Source organism: Streptomyces poonensis (genome assembly GCF_014650915.1).
In the GTDB taxonomy this organism is placed as follows: domain Bacteria; phylum Actinomycetota; class Actinomycetes; order Streptomycetales; family Streptomycetaceae; genus Streptomyces; species Streptomyces poonensis.
Window position 1 is genome coordinate 222,709 of sequence record NZ_BMVW01000013.1, and the last position, 15,299, is coordinate 238,007.

The window sequence follows — 15,299 nt, forward strand, 5'->3', positions numbered from 1 at the left end:
CACGTCCTGATCCATCGTCCTGACCCACGTCCTGATCCACCGTCCCGACTCTCCTCCGTGTCCGACGGCTCCGGTGCCGTCCCCCCTCCCGTACAGGAGCCGCGAGTTGCTGTCCCCACCGTCCCCGACGGGTCACTGGTTCCACACGACGGATCCCCGGCCCGATGCCGCACGGCGGCTGTTCCTCTTCCCGCACGCCGGGGGCAGCGCCGCCTCCTACGGCCGGTGGCCCGCCCTCCTGCCCGGCACCGACGTGCACACCGTTCAGCTGCCCGGGCGGCTGGAAGGCCCGGGGGAGGAGCCGTACCGGCGGACCCGGCCCCTGGTCGAGGCGCTGCGCGAGGCGCTGGGTGACGAGCTGGACGGCCGCCCGTACGGGTTCTTCGGCCACAGCCTCGGTGCTCTGCTCGCCTACCGGCTGACCGTCGAGATCGAGCGGGACGGCGGCCCGGGCCCGGCTCTGCTCGGGGTCTCCGGCTGGGCGCCCACGCGGTCCCGGCCGGTCGACGCCCTGCTCACGCTGGCCGACGCCGAGTTCACGGACGGCATACGGCGCTTCGGCGTGCTGCCCGAGGAGGCCGGGAGAGAGCGGGAGCTGCTCGCACCGATCCTCCCCGCGCTGCGTGCGGACCTCGCCGTCGTCGCCGACCACCGCGACGACGGTGCCCGTGTCGCCTGCCCGGTCGCCGCCTACGGAGGCCGGGCCGACCCGACGCTGGAGCCCGGGGGGCTGGCCGAGTGGGCCGGGCGCACCCCGGTCTTCCTGGGGTGCAGTCACTTTCCGGGCGGGCATTTCTATCTCGCCGACCCTGCCGTGGCCCTCGCCATCGCGGGCGATCTCACCCGTCACCTCCTGCGCCGCACGGACGATGCCGTACCGAAAGGGGAACGATAGCGGGCCGCTGTACCGTGGGCGCCGATTTCTGTTTCCGCGTTTCCGCACGAAATCCCGAACGGAGAGTGGTGATCGGTGGCGGTGCATGGCAGAAGGCCGGACAGTCGAATTCCGTATTCTCGGTGGTCTGGAAATGGTCTCCCCGGTGGGCAGCGCCACGGTGTCCGGTGGCCTCCAGCGCGTCCTCCTCCAGACCCTGCTGGCGAGCGAGGGGAAGGCCGTCTCCGGTGAGACGCTGATGGCCGAACTGTGGGGGGAGGCGCCGCCGGAGGGGGCGGCCAACGCTCTCCAGGCCCACGCGAGCCGGATCCGCAAGAAGATCAGGCAGCTCGAGCCACCCCGCGCACACTCCCGTGTCGTCTGTCTCCCGCACGGCTACCAGCTGCGCATGGACGGCGCCGAGCTGGACGCCACGGTGTTCGTGGGGTACGCCGCCCGGGCCGAGCGGATGCGGGCGGAGGCCCCCGCGGAGGCGGTCGGCCTGTTGCGCCGCGCGCTCGGGCTGTGGCGCGGGGCCGTCTACGGCGGAAGCCCGGGCGGACCCCTCTGCAAGGCGGCCGCCACCCGGTACGAGGAGCACCGGCTGCAGGCCCTTGAGCTGCTGTTCGACAGCGAACTGCTGCTGGGCCGGCACACCGCGGTCCTCGCGGAACTGCGCGAGGCCCATATGAACGACCCCCTGCGGGAGCGGTTCTGCGAACAGTTGATGATCGCGCTGTACCGCTCGGGCCGTCAGGCCGAGGCGCTGGGCGTCTACCGGCAGACGTGGCGCCGCCTCAACGAGCAGCTAGGGGTCGACCCCTCACCCTTTCTGCGCCGTCTGGAGCACGGCATCCTGATCCAGGACGCGGCGCTGGACCGGGGACCGGTGCCGGCCGCGCACGTCGTCGCCGGTGGTGTCCCGGCGCTCCGGCCGCTGCCCACGCGGAAGTGACCGGGCGCCGAAGCGCCACCGGACGTACGGGCTTTCGGCGGGCCGGGTCCGCCGAGAGCCCGTACGCCGCCGTCACAGCACGTCACGGCACGACGTGTCACAGCGCGTTGGAGACGCGGAGGACGTGCAGGAAGGACCGCAGGGAAGCGTGTCCGTGGAAGGCGATGTACTCCGGGGTCACCACGTCCGGCCCCCACTTCTCCTTGTAGGCGAGCTGGCTGCGCGCGGGGTAGACGGATCCGCCGTGCTCCCACAGCGCGTGCGTCAGCCACCGGAACACGGGGCTGTGTCCGGGAACCTCGTGCCGTGGGTCCAGGCCGGTGAAGGGCGTGAAGCCGAAGTGCAGCCAGCGGACGCCCTCCTCGCGGAAGACCTCGATCGCGTGGCTGTTGATCGCCTCCGCCACCCCCGGCGGCCCGTCCGGCCGGCGGCGGCTGAGGTCGTGCAGCCACCCGGCCCGTGCCCCGAACACCGGTGAGTACGAGATGTAACCGGCCGGCCGGTCGCCGATCAGGCCGACGAACAGCCTGCGGTGCCGCCCCGCGGCACCACCGCGCTGCCCCACCAGGAACTCCAGGGGCTTGGCGTGTTTCCCCTTGGCCGCCAGCCAGACGGCGTCCAGCTCCCGCAACGCCCCGCTCCACTCCTCCGCACCGGCCTCCCGCACGGTGAGCCCGCTGCGCAGCGACCGGGAGATCTTGTTGCGCAGCCGCATGAAACGGGTGCCGCGCAACGAGAACCCGGCCAGATCCAGAGCGTAGGAGGCGCCGATCTGGTTGACGGTGAAGCCGTGCTCCGCGTACCGCTCGGCGTCGGCGCGCTGGAGCTGGACGGCGACCAGGCGCAGCCGCCGGGACCGCGCGTGGGCGACGAACTGCTCCAGCAGGCGCTCATAGTCCTCCTGGGGTGCGAAGGGGCCGCCGAACTGCACCAGGCGGCGCCCCGACCGCCGGTGGACGGCCAGCCCTTTCGCCGAAGGCGAGGTGAAATAGCTGTTCCCCTCGTTGAGCGCCAGAAAGGCGCTCGGATTGTCGGACAGCGTGTAGGTGCTGATGGCTTCGAAAGCGGAAACCTCCGATATCGGACCGGCGGTCATCTCTCCTCACCTCCGGGCGGGCGGAGTGGACGGGCGGGCTGATGAGTAGAGCACCGGGGAGAGAACCGGGCAAGAATTCCAGGAATGACGCGCACGGAATGAGTCACCGTCAGCGCACTGTCAGGGAATTGTCAGCGGGAGGGTGCATTCTCATCGGGGCATCCGTTCGCCGTTCCCGTCGGGGAAACGGTCCCGTGGGGGACGGACGGGAAAACGGCCCGAGGAGAGGTACCCGCAGCGGCCCAACGGGGTCCGGGCGCGTCCCGGACGGGTCTTCACGGCCCGCGCAGGTTCGAATCCTGCCCTCTCCGCCACCCCGCCGCCATCGACGCGTGCGGCGGACGACGCCAGGAGTGACGATGCCGTACCCGGCCGTACCGGCCTGTCCCGCGCCGACACGCGCCCTGATCGTGGTCAACCCCGCGGCCGGCGGCCACCGCGCCGATCTGGTCGAGCGCCTGGCCTCCCTGTGCCGCGAGCGTCTCGCGTCGGTGGCCGTGCTCCGTACGACCGGCCCCGGGGACGCCGTCGACGCGGTCCACCGCGCGGTGGCCAAGGGGACCGTGGAGCACCGCCCCGACCTCGTCGTCGCGGCCGGCGGCGACGGCACCGTCCGTGAGGCCGCCGAGGGGCTGGTACGGCAGGGCGGCGAGGGACGCGGGGATGCCGCCCTGCTCATCGTCCCCTGGGGCAGCGCCAACTCCGGCTACCGCATGTTCTGGGACGACCGGCCGTGGCGGGACGCGGTGTCCATGGTGCTCGAACCAGGACGGGCCGAGGTCCGGCGCATGGACCTCGCCCGGCTCGCGGAGACCGGCGACCACGTGCTGCTGGGCTCCTGCACCGGCCTGGGCGCGCAGATCCTTCCGGCCCTCGCGGCGGTGCCCGCCGGCTCCAGGGGGCGCGACCGCTACGCGCGGGCCCTGGCCGCAGTGGCGGCGGACTTCCGCCCCTACCCGGGCCGGGTGACCGTCGACGGCACCGTCCTGGCCGAGGGCCCCACCGTCCTGGCCAACGTCGGCGGCGGGCGCTACCGCGCCGGGCAGTATCTGCTGCTGCCCCACTCCCGGCCGGACGACGGGCTGCTGGACGTCTGCGTCATCGGCGGCCGGACCGACCCGGCACGGGTGCCGGAGCTGACCCGGCACGCCGGCCACCTCGGCGAGCCGGGAACGGCGTACGGCCGCGGACGCCGCGTCGTCGTCGAGCGGCTCGACGGCGAGGGGCTGGTCCTGGAACACGACGGCGAGCCGCGGGACGGCATCGGGAGCACGGCCACCTTCGACGTGGTGCCGGGCGCTCTGCCGGTCTGGACGGCCCCGGCGGGGCGCTGACGCCGGCCGGCGGTGCCCGCCGGCCGCCGCCGCGCTGCCGCACGGAGCCCGGTCGTCGCTGCGCGCCGCGCGCGGTGACCGGGACCCGACCCGGAAGAACCCGGCACGAGAAGAGGGAGGACCCGCCATGGCCACCCTGCTCGGAGAGCTCGGCGCGTGGGCCGCGCGGCTCACACCCGAAGCGATCCCCGGACGGGTGCTCCGCCGGGCCGCCAGTCAGGTGCTGTCCCAGCTCGGGGCGATCCGCGCCGGGGCCGGACATCGCCTCGGCCGCCGTCTGACCGCCGCCTTCGGGCCGCCGCTGCAGCCCGATCCGCGCCGGTCGGCCTGCGTGCTGGCCGGGCTCGGCTCCTGGCTCAACCTCGACGACACCGCGTACGCGGGCCACCTGTCCAACTCCGCCGTCGCGGTGCCCCTCGCCTTCGCACACGCCCGGCGGCTGGACGGTCCGGCACTGCTCACCGCGGTGGTGGCGGCCAACGAGTGCGCCGCCCGCGTCACCGCCGCGGCGACGCTGGGCCCGCTGCGCGGCCAGACCGCGCTGCACGCGCACCTCGCGGGCGCCGTCGCCGGGCGGCTCAGCTGCGAGGGAGCCCCGCCCGCCCGCTGGCCGGACGCGCTCGGTCTGGCGTACGCGCAGCCGCCGTGGCCGCTGATGCGGGCCTTCCTGGCCGGCGACGCCCGGCTGCTGAACACCCTCGGGCCGGTGCGTACGGCCATGGACGCGTGCGACGCGGCCGCCGCCGGACTCACCGGCCCGCACGACCTGCTGGAGCACCCGGACGGCTTCCTGCGCCGCTTCGCGACCGTCCCGCTGCCCGAGGCGGTCACCGCGGGGCTCGGAACGCGCTGGCACACCGAGACCTTCTCGTACAAACTGCACCCGGGCGGGCCCGGGATCGACGCAGCCGTCGACTGCGCCATGGCCCTCCACGACGACCTGGGCGCCCCGGACGCGGCCGAGCTCGCCGACGACATCACCGAGGTGCTCGTGGAGGCGTCGCTGTACACCCTCCTCGCGGCCCGGCGCGCGCACCCCTATCTCGGCGGGACCGCACGGCCCCTGGGCGCCCTGGTGCTGGACGTCGGCTATCCCGTGGCCACCGCGCTGCTGACCGGGCGGCTGACCGTGGCCGACCTGGACCCTCCGGCCTCGGACGACCCGGTGCGCCGGGCCGTGGCCGCCCGGGTCCGGCTGGTGCACGACACCGGCATGACCCGCGCGCTCCTGGCCTCCTGCGCGCCGTTCGGCGAGGCGCTGCGCCAGGCCGGCCCCGCCGGCGCCGCGTGGCTGCGGGAGTTCGGCGGTGACGCGCTCGCCGGGCTGGCGGGCGAACCGGTGCCCCCCGCCGCGGACTTCACCGACGCCGTCAAGGCCACCGGCGCCCGGGTGACGGTCCGTCTCACCGGCGGCCGCCGCGCGGTACGGGAGCTGATGGTCCCGCACGGCGCCGCGGGCCCGCACACCCGGGCCCGGCACGCCGCCCTCGTCGGGCAGAAGTTCCGTGCGCTCGGCGGCCCCGCCGACGTCGCCGACGCGCTGGTGCGGGTGCCCCGGATGGACGGCGCCGAGCTCCGCGCGTGGATCGAGGCGGCGCTGCGGCCCGGCCCGCCGCGCACGGAACAGGCAGCTGTCACGGATCAGGCGGCCGTCAGCGATCCGTCAGGGGCCTGTGACAGCGTGGGGGCGCCCGCCCCCTTCCCACCGCGCGCCGCCGACATCGAGGAGCAACGCCTGTGAGCGCTCCGACGGACACCGGACCGGACACGGAACAGGACACGGAACAGGAAACGGAACAGGAAACACTCCGGACTCTCCGCCTCTACCGGGCCCACCTCAGCAAGGGCCGGGCGACCGTGGCCGAGCTGTTCGGCGGCCGCATGGAGGTCGCCTCCTCGGGCGCCTGGCTGACCACCAGCGACGGCGAGCGGTACCTCAACTGCGGCGGCTACGGCGTGTTCCTCATGGGCGCGCGGCACCCGCTCGTCATGGAGGAGGTCCGCCGCCAGCTCGGCACCCACCCCGTCGCCACCCGCCTCCTGCTCGAACCGGCCGTCGCCCGCGCCGCCGAGACACTGGTTTCGGTGACCCCGCCGGGGCTGGACCGCGTGCACTTCTCGCTCTCCGGCGCCGAGGCGGTCGAGACAGCGCTCAAGCTGGCCCGTGCCCAGGGCCGGCGGAAGGTGGTCGCCATGCACATGGGCTACCACGGCAAGACGCTGGGCGCCCTGTCGGCCACCGGCAAGGACGTGTTCCAGCGGCCGTTCCGTCCCCTGCTGCCCGATGTGACGCACCTGCCCTACGGGGACGCCGAGGCGCTGGAGAAGGAGCTCGCCGAACGGCCCGGCGAGGCCTGCGTGATCGTCGAACCGGTCCAGGGCGAGGGCGGCGTGGTCATCCCGCCGGACGGCTATCTGCGGCGGGTCGGCGAACTCTGCCGCGCCCACGGCGCGTTCTTCGTCCTGGACGAGGTGCAGACCGGCATGGGCCGCCTGGGCACCTGGTGGGGAGCCGACGCCGAAGGCGTGGTCCCGGACGTGCTGCTCGCGGGCAAGGCGCTGGGCGGGGGAGTGGTCCCGGTCTCCGCCGCGATCGCCACCCGCGAGGCGTTCCGGCCGTTCGACAAGGACCCCTACCTCCACACCGGGACGTTCTCCGGAGCCCCGCTCCTCATGGCCGCCGTCCAGGGCGCCGTCCGCGCGATAAGCGAGGAGGACCTCACCACCCGGGCGGCGGAGCTCGGCGCCCGGCTGCTGCCGCGCATCGCGGAGATCGCCCGCGGCAACATCCCCGAACTGCTCGCCGGGGTACGGGGCCGGGGCCTGCTCATCGGCGTGGAGCTGATCGAGGCCGGGCTCGCGGGGGAGCTGCTGATCGAACTGTTCAACCACCGCGTGGTGGCCAACCACTCGATGAACGGCAGCACCGTGGTGCGGTTCACCCCGCCCGCGGTCCTCACCGACGCGGACGTCGACTTCTTCCTGCACGCCTTCGACGGGGCCACCCGCGCCCTGGTCGAGAACGCCACACGCGCCCCGGAAGGCCGGAGGTGACCATGCGGCACGTCGTCCTGGAAGCGCTCGTCCCCGGCGAACGCGCCGAGACGGTCCTCGACGGGATCTCGCGCTTCGAGCGCTATCCCCGCCTCGCCCCGCACGTGCGCGCCGCCGTGGTGCACACCGGGCCGCCGGCGGCCCGGGGCAGCTCCAGCTGGGAGCTGTACTTCCGCAGCGGCCTGCTGCGCTGGACCGAGACCGAGGAGTTCGACCGCGAGCGCCTGCGCATCACCTTCCGGCAGACCGACGGCGACTTCGACGCGTTCACCGGCTGCTGGACACTCCGCCAGAGCGGCGACGACTGCGCCCTGCGCTTCGACGCCGAGTTCGACTTCGGCATCCCCAGCATGGAGGGGATCCTCGATCCCATCGCCGAGCGCGTCATCAAGGAGACCGTCGCCTGGACGGTCACCGGCATGTTCGCCGGGACCACGCTCGGCGAGGAGATCGGTACGGCGGCTCCGCGCGCGCGGCCGTGACGTCCTGAGGCGTTCCCCGTTCCAGGTTCCGCTTTCCGAGTTCCGCGTTCCGCCGAGCCGTCCACGGGGCCGAGCCGTCCACGCGGCCGGACCGTCCACGAGGCCGGGCAGACCCCTTGCCGGGAGGAGCGACCGATGGACCAGGCCAACCCGTTCGAGACCCGTACCACCTTCCGCCTGCACCGGGCCGAGTACCTGGTCGGCCTCGCGGTCTGCGCCGGGCTCATGATCGCCCACGCCGGCGAGATCCGCTGGCCCGTGGCGCTCGCCCTGTTCGCGTACATCGACCTCATCGGCTACATCCCCGGGGCCATCGCCTACCGGCGCAGCGGCGACGGCAGGATTCCCAAGGTCTACTACGTGCTCTACAACACGATGCACAGCCTGATCACACAGGGGGCCGTGGCCGCACTGTGGTGCTGGCTCGTGGGCCCCGAATGGGCCCTGCTGGCGCTGCCGCTCCATCTGTGCGCTGACCGGGGACTGTTCGGGAACTTCCTGAAGCCGTTCGCGCTGCGCTTCGAGCCCGAGGCCGAGCCGGGCTACCGGCGGCTGACCGACGGGCTGCGCGGCCGTGCGGCCGGACGCAGGGTCCCCGTACCCGTCACCGCCCCCGTGCCCGTGCCCGTGCCCGCGGCCGGTCAGGCCGGCTCAGGGCCCAAGGGGTAGGCCGTCCGGCCGCCGAGGGAGTTCGCGACCACCACACAGGAGGAGTCCAGCGATGACCGACACCGTAGAACCCGTGTCACCGGAGGCGGACTGGGAGACCGCTCCGGGGCTCCTCGACGGGGCGAAGACCCTCGACCTCACCGCCGAGCGGTGCGACCTGGCGTACTGGCTCCGCCATGTGGCGCAGGGGACCCTGCACGGCCGCGCCGTCACCGGGCACGCCGAGGAGGCCCGCACACCGGAGTTCATGAAGCGGCCCGGCCCGCTGCGCGAGGCGCTCGTCCTCGAACTGGGCTTCCGGTCGCTGGCCGAGGAGACGGCCACCCGGGCCCTCGGCCATTACGTGGCCCAGGCGCCGGGCGTGGCGGAGATGGAGTTCTACGCCACCCAGCTCCTGGACGAGGCACGCCACGCCCGGGTGTTCCGCGAGCACCTCGTGGAACTGGGCATGCCCGCGCGGACGCTGCTGAGCGACATCCGCGAGAGGGCCGCCGACTACCGGTCCCGGGTCCTTCGCCCGCTGGAGGAGTTCACGCTGGACATCGTGCGGGACCGGGCCGACTTCGCCGGCGGCGTGGCCATCCTCACCATCGTCATCGAGGGCGTCCTCGCGCCCGCCGCCGAGCTGAGCGAACGCAAGTGGACCCCGCTGGACCCGGCGGCCGGAGAGGTGTCCCGGGGCGCGGCGATCGACGAGATCCGCCACCTGGCCGTCGGCAGTTCGGTGCTGCGCGACCACCTCGCCGCGCACCCGGAGTACCGGCCGCGGCTGCTGGAGATCCTGCGCGCCGGGCGGAAGCTGTGGGACGAACTGCCCGACCGGGAGTTCGTCATCGCCCGCGAGGAGCTCTTCCAGAAGGGCATGCTGCAACACGCCGACAAGGTCGGCGACTACGAGATCTGGCCGGGCCGGCGCCTGCTCGACACCACACCGGAAGAGCGCTACGACACGGCCGCGCGCTGGACGGACGAGATGGCCGGGGTGCGCCTGGCCCACATGGGCCTTGAGGAGGCCGTAGCCGTGCTCGGCGTACAGACCGCCTCCGAGGGGCGGGCCGTGTCCGAGGGGCGGGCCGTGTCCGAGGGGCGGGCCGTGTCCGAGGGGCGGGCCGTGTCCGAGGGGCGGGCCGTGTCCGAGGGGCAGACCGTCTCCCAGGGGCGGAAGTGAGGAGTCCGGCGACGGGCGGCGGCGCCCCGTCCCGTACCGGCCTGCCCGCCGTCCCCCGCAGCGCGGTCGTCATGGGGGTCGGCGGCTGGCTGCCGCCCGATGTGGTGACCAACGACGACCTGGCCGCCCGCCTGGACACCTCCGACGCATGGATCCGTACCCGTACCGGCATCGCACGGCGTCATGTGGCCGGGCGAGGCACGGCCGTCTCGGATCTCGCCGTGGAGGCGGGCCGCAGGGCGCTGGCCTCCGCGGGCGGTCCCGCGGTGGACGCGGTCGTCCTCGCCACCATGACGCCGGACCACCCGGTCCCGGCCACCGCGCCGGTCGTCGCCGCCCGTCTGGGACTGGACGGCGTTCCGGCGTTCGACCTCGCCGCGACCTGCGCGGGGTTCGTCTACGGGCTCGCCTCCGCCGCCGGGCTGATCGCCGCCTCGGTCGCCGAGCGGGTGCTGGTGATCGGTGCCGAGGTGCTCACCGGCATCGTCGATCCGCGGGACCGTTCCCTGGCGGTCCTGTTCGCCGACGGGGCCGGGGCGGTGGTGCTGCGGGCGGGGCACGACGAACCGGGCGCGCTCGGCCCCGTCGTCCTGGGCAGCGACGGTGCGCGCGACGACCTGCTGTACATCCCCGGCGGTGGCTCCCGCGCGCGTGCGGGCGGCCTCCCGGCCGGGACGGGCGGGGAGTTCCTGCGGATGCGCGGCCGGGAGATCTTCCGCAACGCGGTGGAGCGGATGGCGGAGTCCTCGCGCCGCGCCCTGGAAGCCGCGGGCTGGAAGACCGGCGACGTGGACCGTCTTGTGGCGCACCAGGCCAACGCCCGCATCCTGGCCGCCCTCGGCGACGAGCTGGAGATCCCCGCGGACCGGCGGCCCTCGACCATCGAGCACACGGGCAACACCGCCTCCGCCTCCATCCCCCTGCTGCTGGCCGAGACCGTCGCGGACGGACGGCTGAGGCCCGGCCACCGCGTCCTGATCACGGCTTTCGGCGGCGGGCTGGCGTGGGGCGCGACCACCTTGGTGTGGCCGGAACTGCCCGCCGGGCACTGAGGAGTTCCCTCTCCATCCCTCTTCGGTCCACCACTCACCGTCACTTCCCGTAAGGACGAGCCATGTTCGAGCAGCTGAAAGACATCCTCGCGCGCAAGCTTCATGTGCCGGCCGACTCGATCACCATGGAGGCCACCCCCCAGGACATCGAGCTGGACTCCCTGGCCGTCGTCGAGCTCTCCCTCGTCCTCGACAAGGAGCTCGGCATCCGGATCAGCGACGACGAGATGGCCGGGGCCGGGACCGTCGGCGACATCGTCCGGCTCATGGAGGCGCGGGGGGCGGCGCTCTGATGCCCCGCTGCGACGCGGCCGTCACCGGTGTCGGGCTCGTCACCCCGGCGGGCATCGGTGTCGAGGAGAACTGGGAGACCGTCTGCGCGCCCAAGCCCGCCGCCGCCCTGGACCCGGAGCTGGAGGGCGCTCCGGTACGGATGTCCTGCCGCGTGCCCGGCTTCGACCCGGCCCAGCGGCTGGGCGCCCGCCGGGCCCACCGCCTCGACCGCTTCGTCCAGCTGGCGCTGGTGGCCGCCCGCGAGGCGCTCGCCGACGCCGGCCTGGATCCGGCGTCCTGGGACGGCAGCAGGGTGGGCGTGGTGCTCGGCTGCGGTGACGGCGGCACCGCGACCCGGGAGCACGCGCACCGGGTGCTGCTGGAGGAGGGGGCGCGCTGGGTCTCGCCGCTGGTGCACCCCATGGCACTGTCCAACATGCTGGCGGGCCAGCTGTCGATCGAGTTCGGGGCGAGGGGCCCCAGCCTGGTGGTCACCACCGCCTGCGCCTCCGGGGCGACCGCCGTCGGCGTGGCCCGGGACCAGCTGTCCCTCGGCCGCTGCGACATCGTGCTGACGGGCGCGAGCGAGGCCCTGGTGACGCCCTTCCAGGTGGCCGGCTACGCCCGGACGGGAGCCCTCTCCCGGCGGCACGACGACCCGGCCGGCGCGTCCCGCCCGTTCGACGCCGACCGTGACGGCTTCGTCATCGGTGAAGGGGCGGGCCTGCTGGTGCTGGAGCGGCCGGAGCACGCACGGGCCCGCGGGGCGCGCGTACGGGCCCGCGTCGTCGGCCACGGTGCCACCGCGGACGCCCACCATGTGACGGCGCCGCACCCCGAGGGACGCGGGATCGAGGCCGCGCTGCGCGCCGCGCTCGCCGACGCCGGGGCGTCCCCGCGCGACGTGGCACACGTCAACGCCCACGGCACCGGGACGCCGCTGAACGACCTGGTCGAGGCGGCGGCGGTGCACCGGGTCCTGCCGCACGCCCCCCTGGTGACCTCGACCAAGGGAGTCACCGGGCATCTGCTCGGCGCGGCGGGAGCGGTCGAGGCCGTGTACACCGTGCTCGCGGTGGAGCGCGGACTGGTGCCCCCGACCGCCAACCTCGACCGTCCGGACCCCCGGGTGGAACTCGACGTCGCCTCCGTCCCCACCCGCCGCCGGATCGGCCTGGCGCTCACGAACTCCCTCGGCTTCGGCGGCCAGAACGCCGTCCTGGCCGTGGCCGCCGCATGAGACGACGGCCTCTGCCGGGCCCGTGAGACGACGGCCTCTGCCGGGCCCGTGAGACGACGGCCTCTGCCGGGCCTCGCGCCTCACGCCCGGCGGGGGCCGTCCCGACCTGGGGGAGGCCGTCGGCCGGGGTCGTCCGCCGGACCGCCGTCCGGGCACAGGATGGCCCGCTCCAGCGCCTGCAGCTCCCGCCCCGGCCGGAGGCCGAGTTCGTCCGCCAGCCGGTTCCGCGCCCTCCGGTAGGACACCAGCGCCTCCGCCCGCCGCCCCGACCGGTGGAGCGCCGTCATCAGATAGCCGGTCAGCCGCTCGTTCAGCGGATACTCGCCGACCAGACCGGTCAGCTCGGGCACCAGAGCCCGGTGCCGGCCCAGGCGCAGCTCCAGCTCGATCCGCTGCTCGGCCACCGCCATGCGTTCCTCGTCCAGCTGCGCTGCCGCGCTGCGCGTCGCCTCGCCCTCGAGACCGGAGAGGGCGGGCCCGCGCCAGAGGGCGAGCGCGGTGCGGTACAGCTCGGCCGCCTCGGCCGGGTCCCCCCGCGCCTCGGCCCGCTCCGCGGCCGCCACCTCCCGCCGGAACACCTTCAGATCCACGTCGCCGGGCCCGGTGTGCAGGACATAGCCGTGCGGCCGGGTCTCGATCCCGAGGTCGCCCTGCCCGGACTCGGCCAGCCTGTGCCGCAACCGTGAGATGCAGATGTGGACCTGGCCCCGGGCGGTGGAGGGCGGCTGCTCGCCCCAGACCGCGTCGATCAGCCGCGCGATGGTCACCACGCAGTCGGCGTTGAGCAGCAGGGTGGCGAGCACCAGCTTCTGCCGCTCCGCCCGCAGCGGCAGCGCACCGGCTGCCGGTCCGATCTCCAGTGGCCCCAGAATGCGGAAGAACGGCGGGTCGTCGCGGCCCGGACGGGGGGCGGGGATGCGCATGGGCCTCCTCCCTGGCAGCAGAGCGCACGGGGCCGTGATGCACGGACTGCCGCACAGTAGACCGTTCGCTCATTCCCGCTCAAGGCGGTCGTTTCGGCGCGGAAGGGGTTGCGCCACACCTGTCGGCCGTGGTGTGGCGCCCTCCGCGCCCATACCTCCGGTCTGTGCGGTCCAGGGGCCGGGCTGTGTCTGTCAACGACGACGTTCGTGCAGGTCAGGCAGCGCATCTCCGTCTTGGAGGCCGCAGCCGGGCAGGGGGCCGATGATGACGCGCAGCCCGTCGCCGCGGTGTGCGACAGCGGCCGGTCCGGGAGAGGGCCACCTCGGTGCCGAGACCTGGGCAGGTCCGCGACACCTCGGACCGGGAGATGCCGGTGCCCGCACCGAGCGCCTGCGCCGGCTCATCGATCACCCGGGTGGATAAGCCGTGCAGGTGGACCTCCATGTGGACCTCCATGTGGACCTCCATCACCACGGCGAACAGTGCCCGGCCGCCGCGTCGGTGCCGGTCCGGCAGGGAGGGGAAGAGGAGAGGGAGGCACGCCCCGGCCCGCAGCTCGGAGTCCGCCGGCTCGATGTCGCCGGCCACGGCGGTCGACAGGTCGACAGGTCGACAGCCGGTCGCGGTGCGCGTAGCGCCAGGCGATGCGCGTAGCGCCAGGCGGTGCGCCGCTCGGTTCCGCCGATGCGGCGCGGCCCCGATGACCGCGGTGGCCTCCGCGCGCCCGCGATGAGCGCCTTTGTCAAGGACGCCCTGATCCACGTCGTGATCACCGTGGCGATCATCTGCATGCCGATCGAGCTGGGTGGCTTCGACGACATCTTCGCCGCGGCGACCAAGGCGTACGCGCGGACCGACCCGGCCACGGGCAAGCCACACGGCGCCCTGGTCACCGGATACGGCGCGCAGTGGGCGTAGGCGACCCGCGCGCTCGGGTCCGCGATGGCGATGTGCATGTACCCGCGCTCGATCACCGCGATGCTCGCCTCGAAGAGCCGCGAGGTGATCCGCCGCAACACGACCGTGATGCCCCTGTACACCCTGATGCCGGGTCCGCTCGCGCTGCTCGGCTTCATGGCGATCGCCGCCGGGGCGAAGGTGTCGAACGGCCGGCCATCCCGCAGCTCTTCGAGACCATGTTTCCGGACTGGTTGGCGGGCGTGGCCTTCGCCGCCGTCGGCATCGGCGCGCTCGTGCCGGCCGCGATCATGTCGATCGCCGCGGCGATGTCCGAACCGGTCTCGCTCCTGGTGAAGGTGCCGGCCCTGGTCGGCGGCCTGTTCACCCGCTGGTTCCACCGCTGGGCACTGTTCGCCGGCTGGACCGTCGGCATGGTCTACGGCACCGCCGCCTCCGGTGTCGCAAGTCCTGCGCAGGAGCACTTCGGCGGCTCCTCGGCCGGCCTCCCGGGCATCGACGGGATCGGCTGCATCGGTCTCACCGCCCTCGTCCTCAACGTCCTGGTCACGGTCGTCATGACCCAGGTCCTGCGGTCCGCCGGAACGCCCGACGGCGTCGACGAGACCTGCCCCGAGGACTACCCGGCGTACGTGCCTGGGGAGGACCGTCAGGCAGCGGCCCGGGCACTGATCGGCGCAAGGGCGGCCTTCACCGTCTCGGTGAGGGCGCTCGCGTCGGTGCCGGCGCGTGAGCGCAGGTTGACTCCGTAGGCGAGCAGGGCCAGCAAGTCGGCCGTGGCGCCCGGGTCGACGCCGGCGGCGAGCTGCCCCTGTTCCTCGGCGGTGACCAGCGCCGCACACAGAGCGTCCCGCAGCCGCTGGTGGTGCCGGTCGAGGAGGGCGCGGATCTCGGGGTCGCTGTTCTCGGTCCCCGCGTGGGCGTTGGAGACCATGCAGCCCCACCGGGCGTACTCGCCCGAGCAGCGGGCCGTGACGAGTCCGGTGAAGAACTCGGTGACGGCCGGCAGCCCCCGGTCGTCCTCCGCGAGGCGCTGGAAGACCGGCTGGGAGCGGTTCTCGAGGTAGCGTCGCAGGGCAGCCCGGTAGAGGGCCTGCTTGTCACCGAAGGTGGCATACAGGCTGGAGCGGCTGACCCCGGTGGCCGACACGACGTCCTGGATGCCGGTCGACGCCATGCCCTGCCGCCAGAAGAGCCGGACCACGGTCTCCAGGGTCGCGTCCGGATCGAAGTGCTTGATGTCCGGCATGATTCACCCCG

14 protein-coding genes, 1 tRNA gene and 1 pseudogene are annotated in these 15,299 nt (G+C 74.1%); 13 read left to right on the forward strand and 3 right to left on the reverse strand.

The window, feature by feature from the left end; all coding sequences use genetic code 11:
* Positions 1 to 106 precede the first annotated feature (106 nt).
* Positions 107 to 895: a thioesterase II family protein gene (locus tag IE242_RS27385; RefSeq protein WP_229859494.1), complete on the forward strand. Its 789-nt coding sequence runs from the start codon at positions 107 to 109 to the stop codon at positions 893 to 895.
* Positions 896 to 1,040: 145 nt separating this feature from the next.
* Entirely contained in the window at positions 1,041 to 1,829 is a 789-nt protein-coding gene (locus IE242_RS27390; RefSeq protein ID WP_229859497.1) for an AfsR/SARP family transcriptional regulator, read from the forward strand.
* Positions 1,830 to 1,926: 97 nt separating this feature from the next.
* On the opposite strand, the gene IE242_RS27395 is transcribed toward IE242_RS27390, so the two are convergent.
* Positions 1,927 to 2,925, reverse strand: a complete 999-nt coding sequence (locus tag IE242_RS27395; RefSeq protein WP_189863839.1) for a bifunctional lysylphosphatidylglycerol flippase/synthetase MprF — start codon at positions 2,923 to 2,925, stop codon at positions 1,927 to 1,929.
* A gap of 222 nt (positions 2,926 to 3,147) precedes the next feature.
* Between IE242_RS27395 and IE242_RS27400 the strand changes: the two genes are divergently transcribed.
* The 10 genes from IE242_RS27400 (at position 3,148) to IE242_RS27445 (ending at position 12,197) form a co-directional block, all read left to right on the forward strand.
* Positions 3,148 to 3,239: transfer RNA gene (locus tag IE242_RS27400), tRNA-Arg, on the forward strand.
* Positions 3,240 to 3,284: 45 nt separating this feature from the next.
* The gene (locus tag IE242_RS27405) at positions 3,285 to 4,259 is read left to right on the forward strand and encodes a diacylglycerol/lipid kinase family protein (RefSeq protein ID WP_189863841.1); all 975 of its coding nucleotides are present in this window, start codon (positions 3,285 to 3,287) and stop codon (positions 4,257 to 4,259) included.
* A 127-nt stretch (positions 4,260 to 4,386) separates the two neighbouring features.
* Complete coding sequence (locus tag IE242_RS27410) at positions 4,387 to 6,000, forward strand: MmgE/PrpD family protein (protein WP_189863843.1); 1,614 nt, start codon at positions 4,387 to 4,389, stop codon at positions 5,998 to 6,000.
* Positions 5,997 to 7,313, forward strand: coding sequence for an aspartate aminotransferase family protein (locus tag IE242_RS27415; protein WP_189863845.1), 1,317 nt, complete (start codon positions 5,997 to 5,999; stop codon positions 7,311 to 7,313). Before IE242_RS27410 ends, IE242_RS27415 begins: the two co-directional genes overlap by 4 nt.
* Before the next feature lie 2 nt (positions 7,314 to 7,315).
* Positions 7,316 to 7,795: a type II toxin-antitoxin system RatA family toxin gene (locus IE242_RS27420; RefSeq protein WP_189863847.1), complete on the forward strand. Its 480-nt coding sequence runs from the start codon at positions 7,316 to 7,318 to the stop codon at positions 7,793 to 7,795.
* Positions 7,796 to 7,930: 135 nt separating this feature from the next.
* The gene (locus tag IE242_RS27425; protein WP_229859499.1) at positions 7,931 to 8,464 is read left to right on the forward strand and encodes a hypothetical protein; all 534 of its coding nucleotides are present in this window, start codon (positions 7,931 to 7,933) and stop codon (positions 8,462 to 8,464) included.
* A 52-nt stretch (positions 8,465 to 8,516) separates the two neighbouring features.
* The gene (locus tag IE242_RS27430) at positions 8,517 to 9,632 is read left to right on the forward strand and encodes a ferritin family protein (RefSeq protein WP_229859501.1); all 1,116 of its coding nucleotides are present in this window, start codon (positions 8,517 to 8,519) and stop codon (positions 9,630 to 9,632) included.
* Between the two features lie 71 nt (positions 9,633 to 9,703).
* Positions 9,704 to 10,684 (forward strand): beta-ketoacyl-ACP synthase III, encoded by a 981-nt coding sequence (locus IE242_RS27435; RefSeq protein ID WP_189863900.1) that lies wholly within the window; start codon positions 9,704 to 9,706, stop codon positions 10,682 to 10,684.
* A 62-nt stretch (positions 10,685 to 10,746) separates the two neighbouring features.
* Positions 10,747 to 10,977: an acyl carrier protein gene (locus IE242_RS27440; protein ID WP_030575412.1), complete on the forward strand. Its 231-nt coding sequence runs from the start codon at positions 10,747 to 10,749 to the stop codon at positions 10,975 to 10,977.
* Positions 10,977 to 12,197: a beta-ketoacyl-[acyl-carrier-protein] synthase family protein gene (locus IE242_RS27445; RefSeq protein ID WP_189863849.1), complete on the forward strand. Its 1,221-nt coding sequence runs from the start codon at positions 10,977 to 10,979 to the stop codon at positions 12,195 to 12,197. Before IE242_RS27440 ends, IE242_RS27445 begins: the two co-directional genes overlap by 1 nt.
* An 80-nt stretch (positions 12,198 to 12,277) precedes the next feature.
* Here the strand turns inward: IE242_RS27445 and IE242_RS27450 are convergent, their stop codons facing one another.
* Positions 12,278 to 13,120, reverse strand: a complete 843-nt coding sequence (locus IE242_RS27450) for an AfsR/SARP family transcriptional regulator (RefSeq protein WP_189863851.1) — start codon at positions 13,118 to 13,120, stop codon at positions 12,278 to 12,280.
* Between the two features lie 712 nt (positions 13,121 to 13,832).
* Between IE242_RS27450 and IE242_RS27460 the strand changes: the two are divergent.
* Positions 13,833 to 14,791: pseudogene (locus IE242_RS27460) on the forward strand (hypothetical protein); the annotation flags it as partial.
* On the opposite strand, the gene IE242_RS27465 reads toward IE242_RS27460, so the two are convergent.
* A complete protein-coding gene (locus IE242_RS27465) occupies positions 14,689 to 15,288 on the reverse strand; it encodes a TetR/AcrR family transcriptional regulator (protein WP_189863855.1) in 600 nt (199 codons plus the stop codon). The pseudogene IE242_RS27460 and the gene IE242_RS27465 overlap by 103 nt on opposite strands.
* Between the last annotated feature and the right edge of the window lie 11 nt (positions 15,289 to 15,299).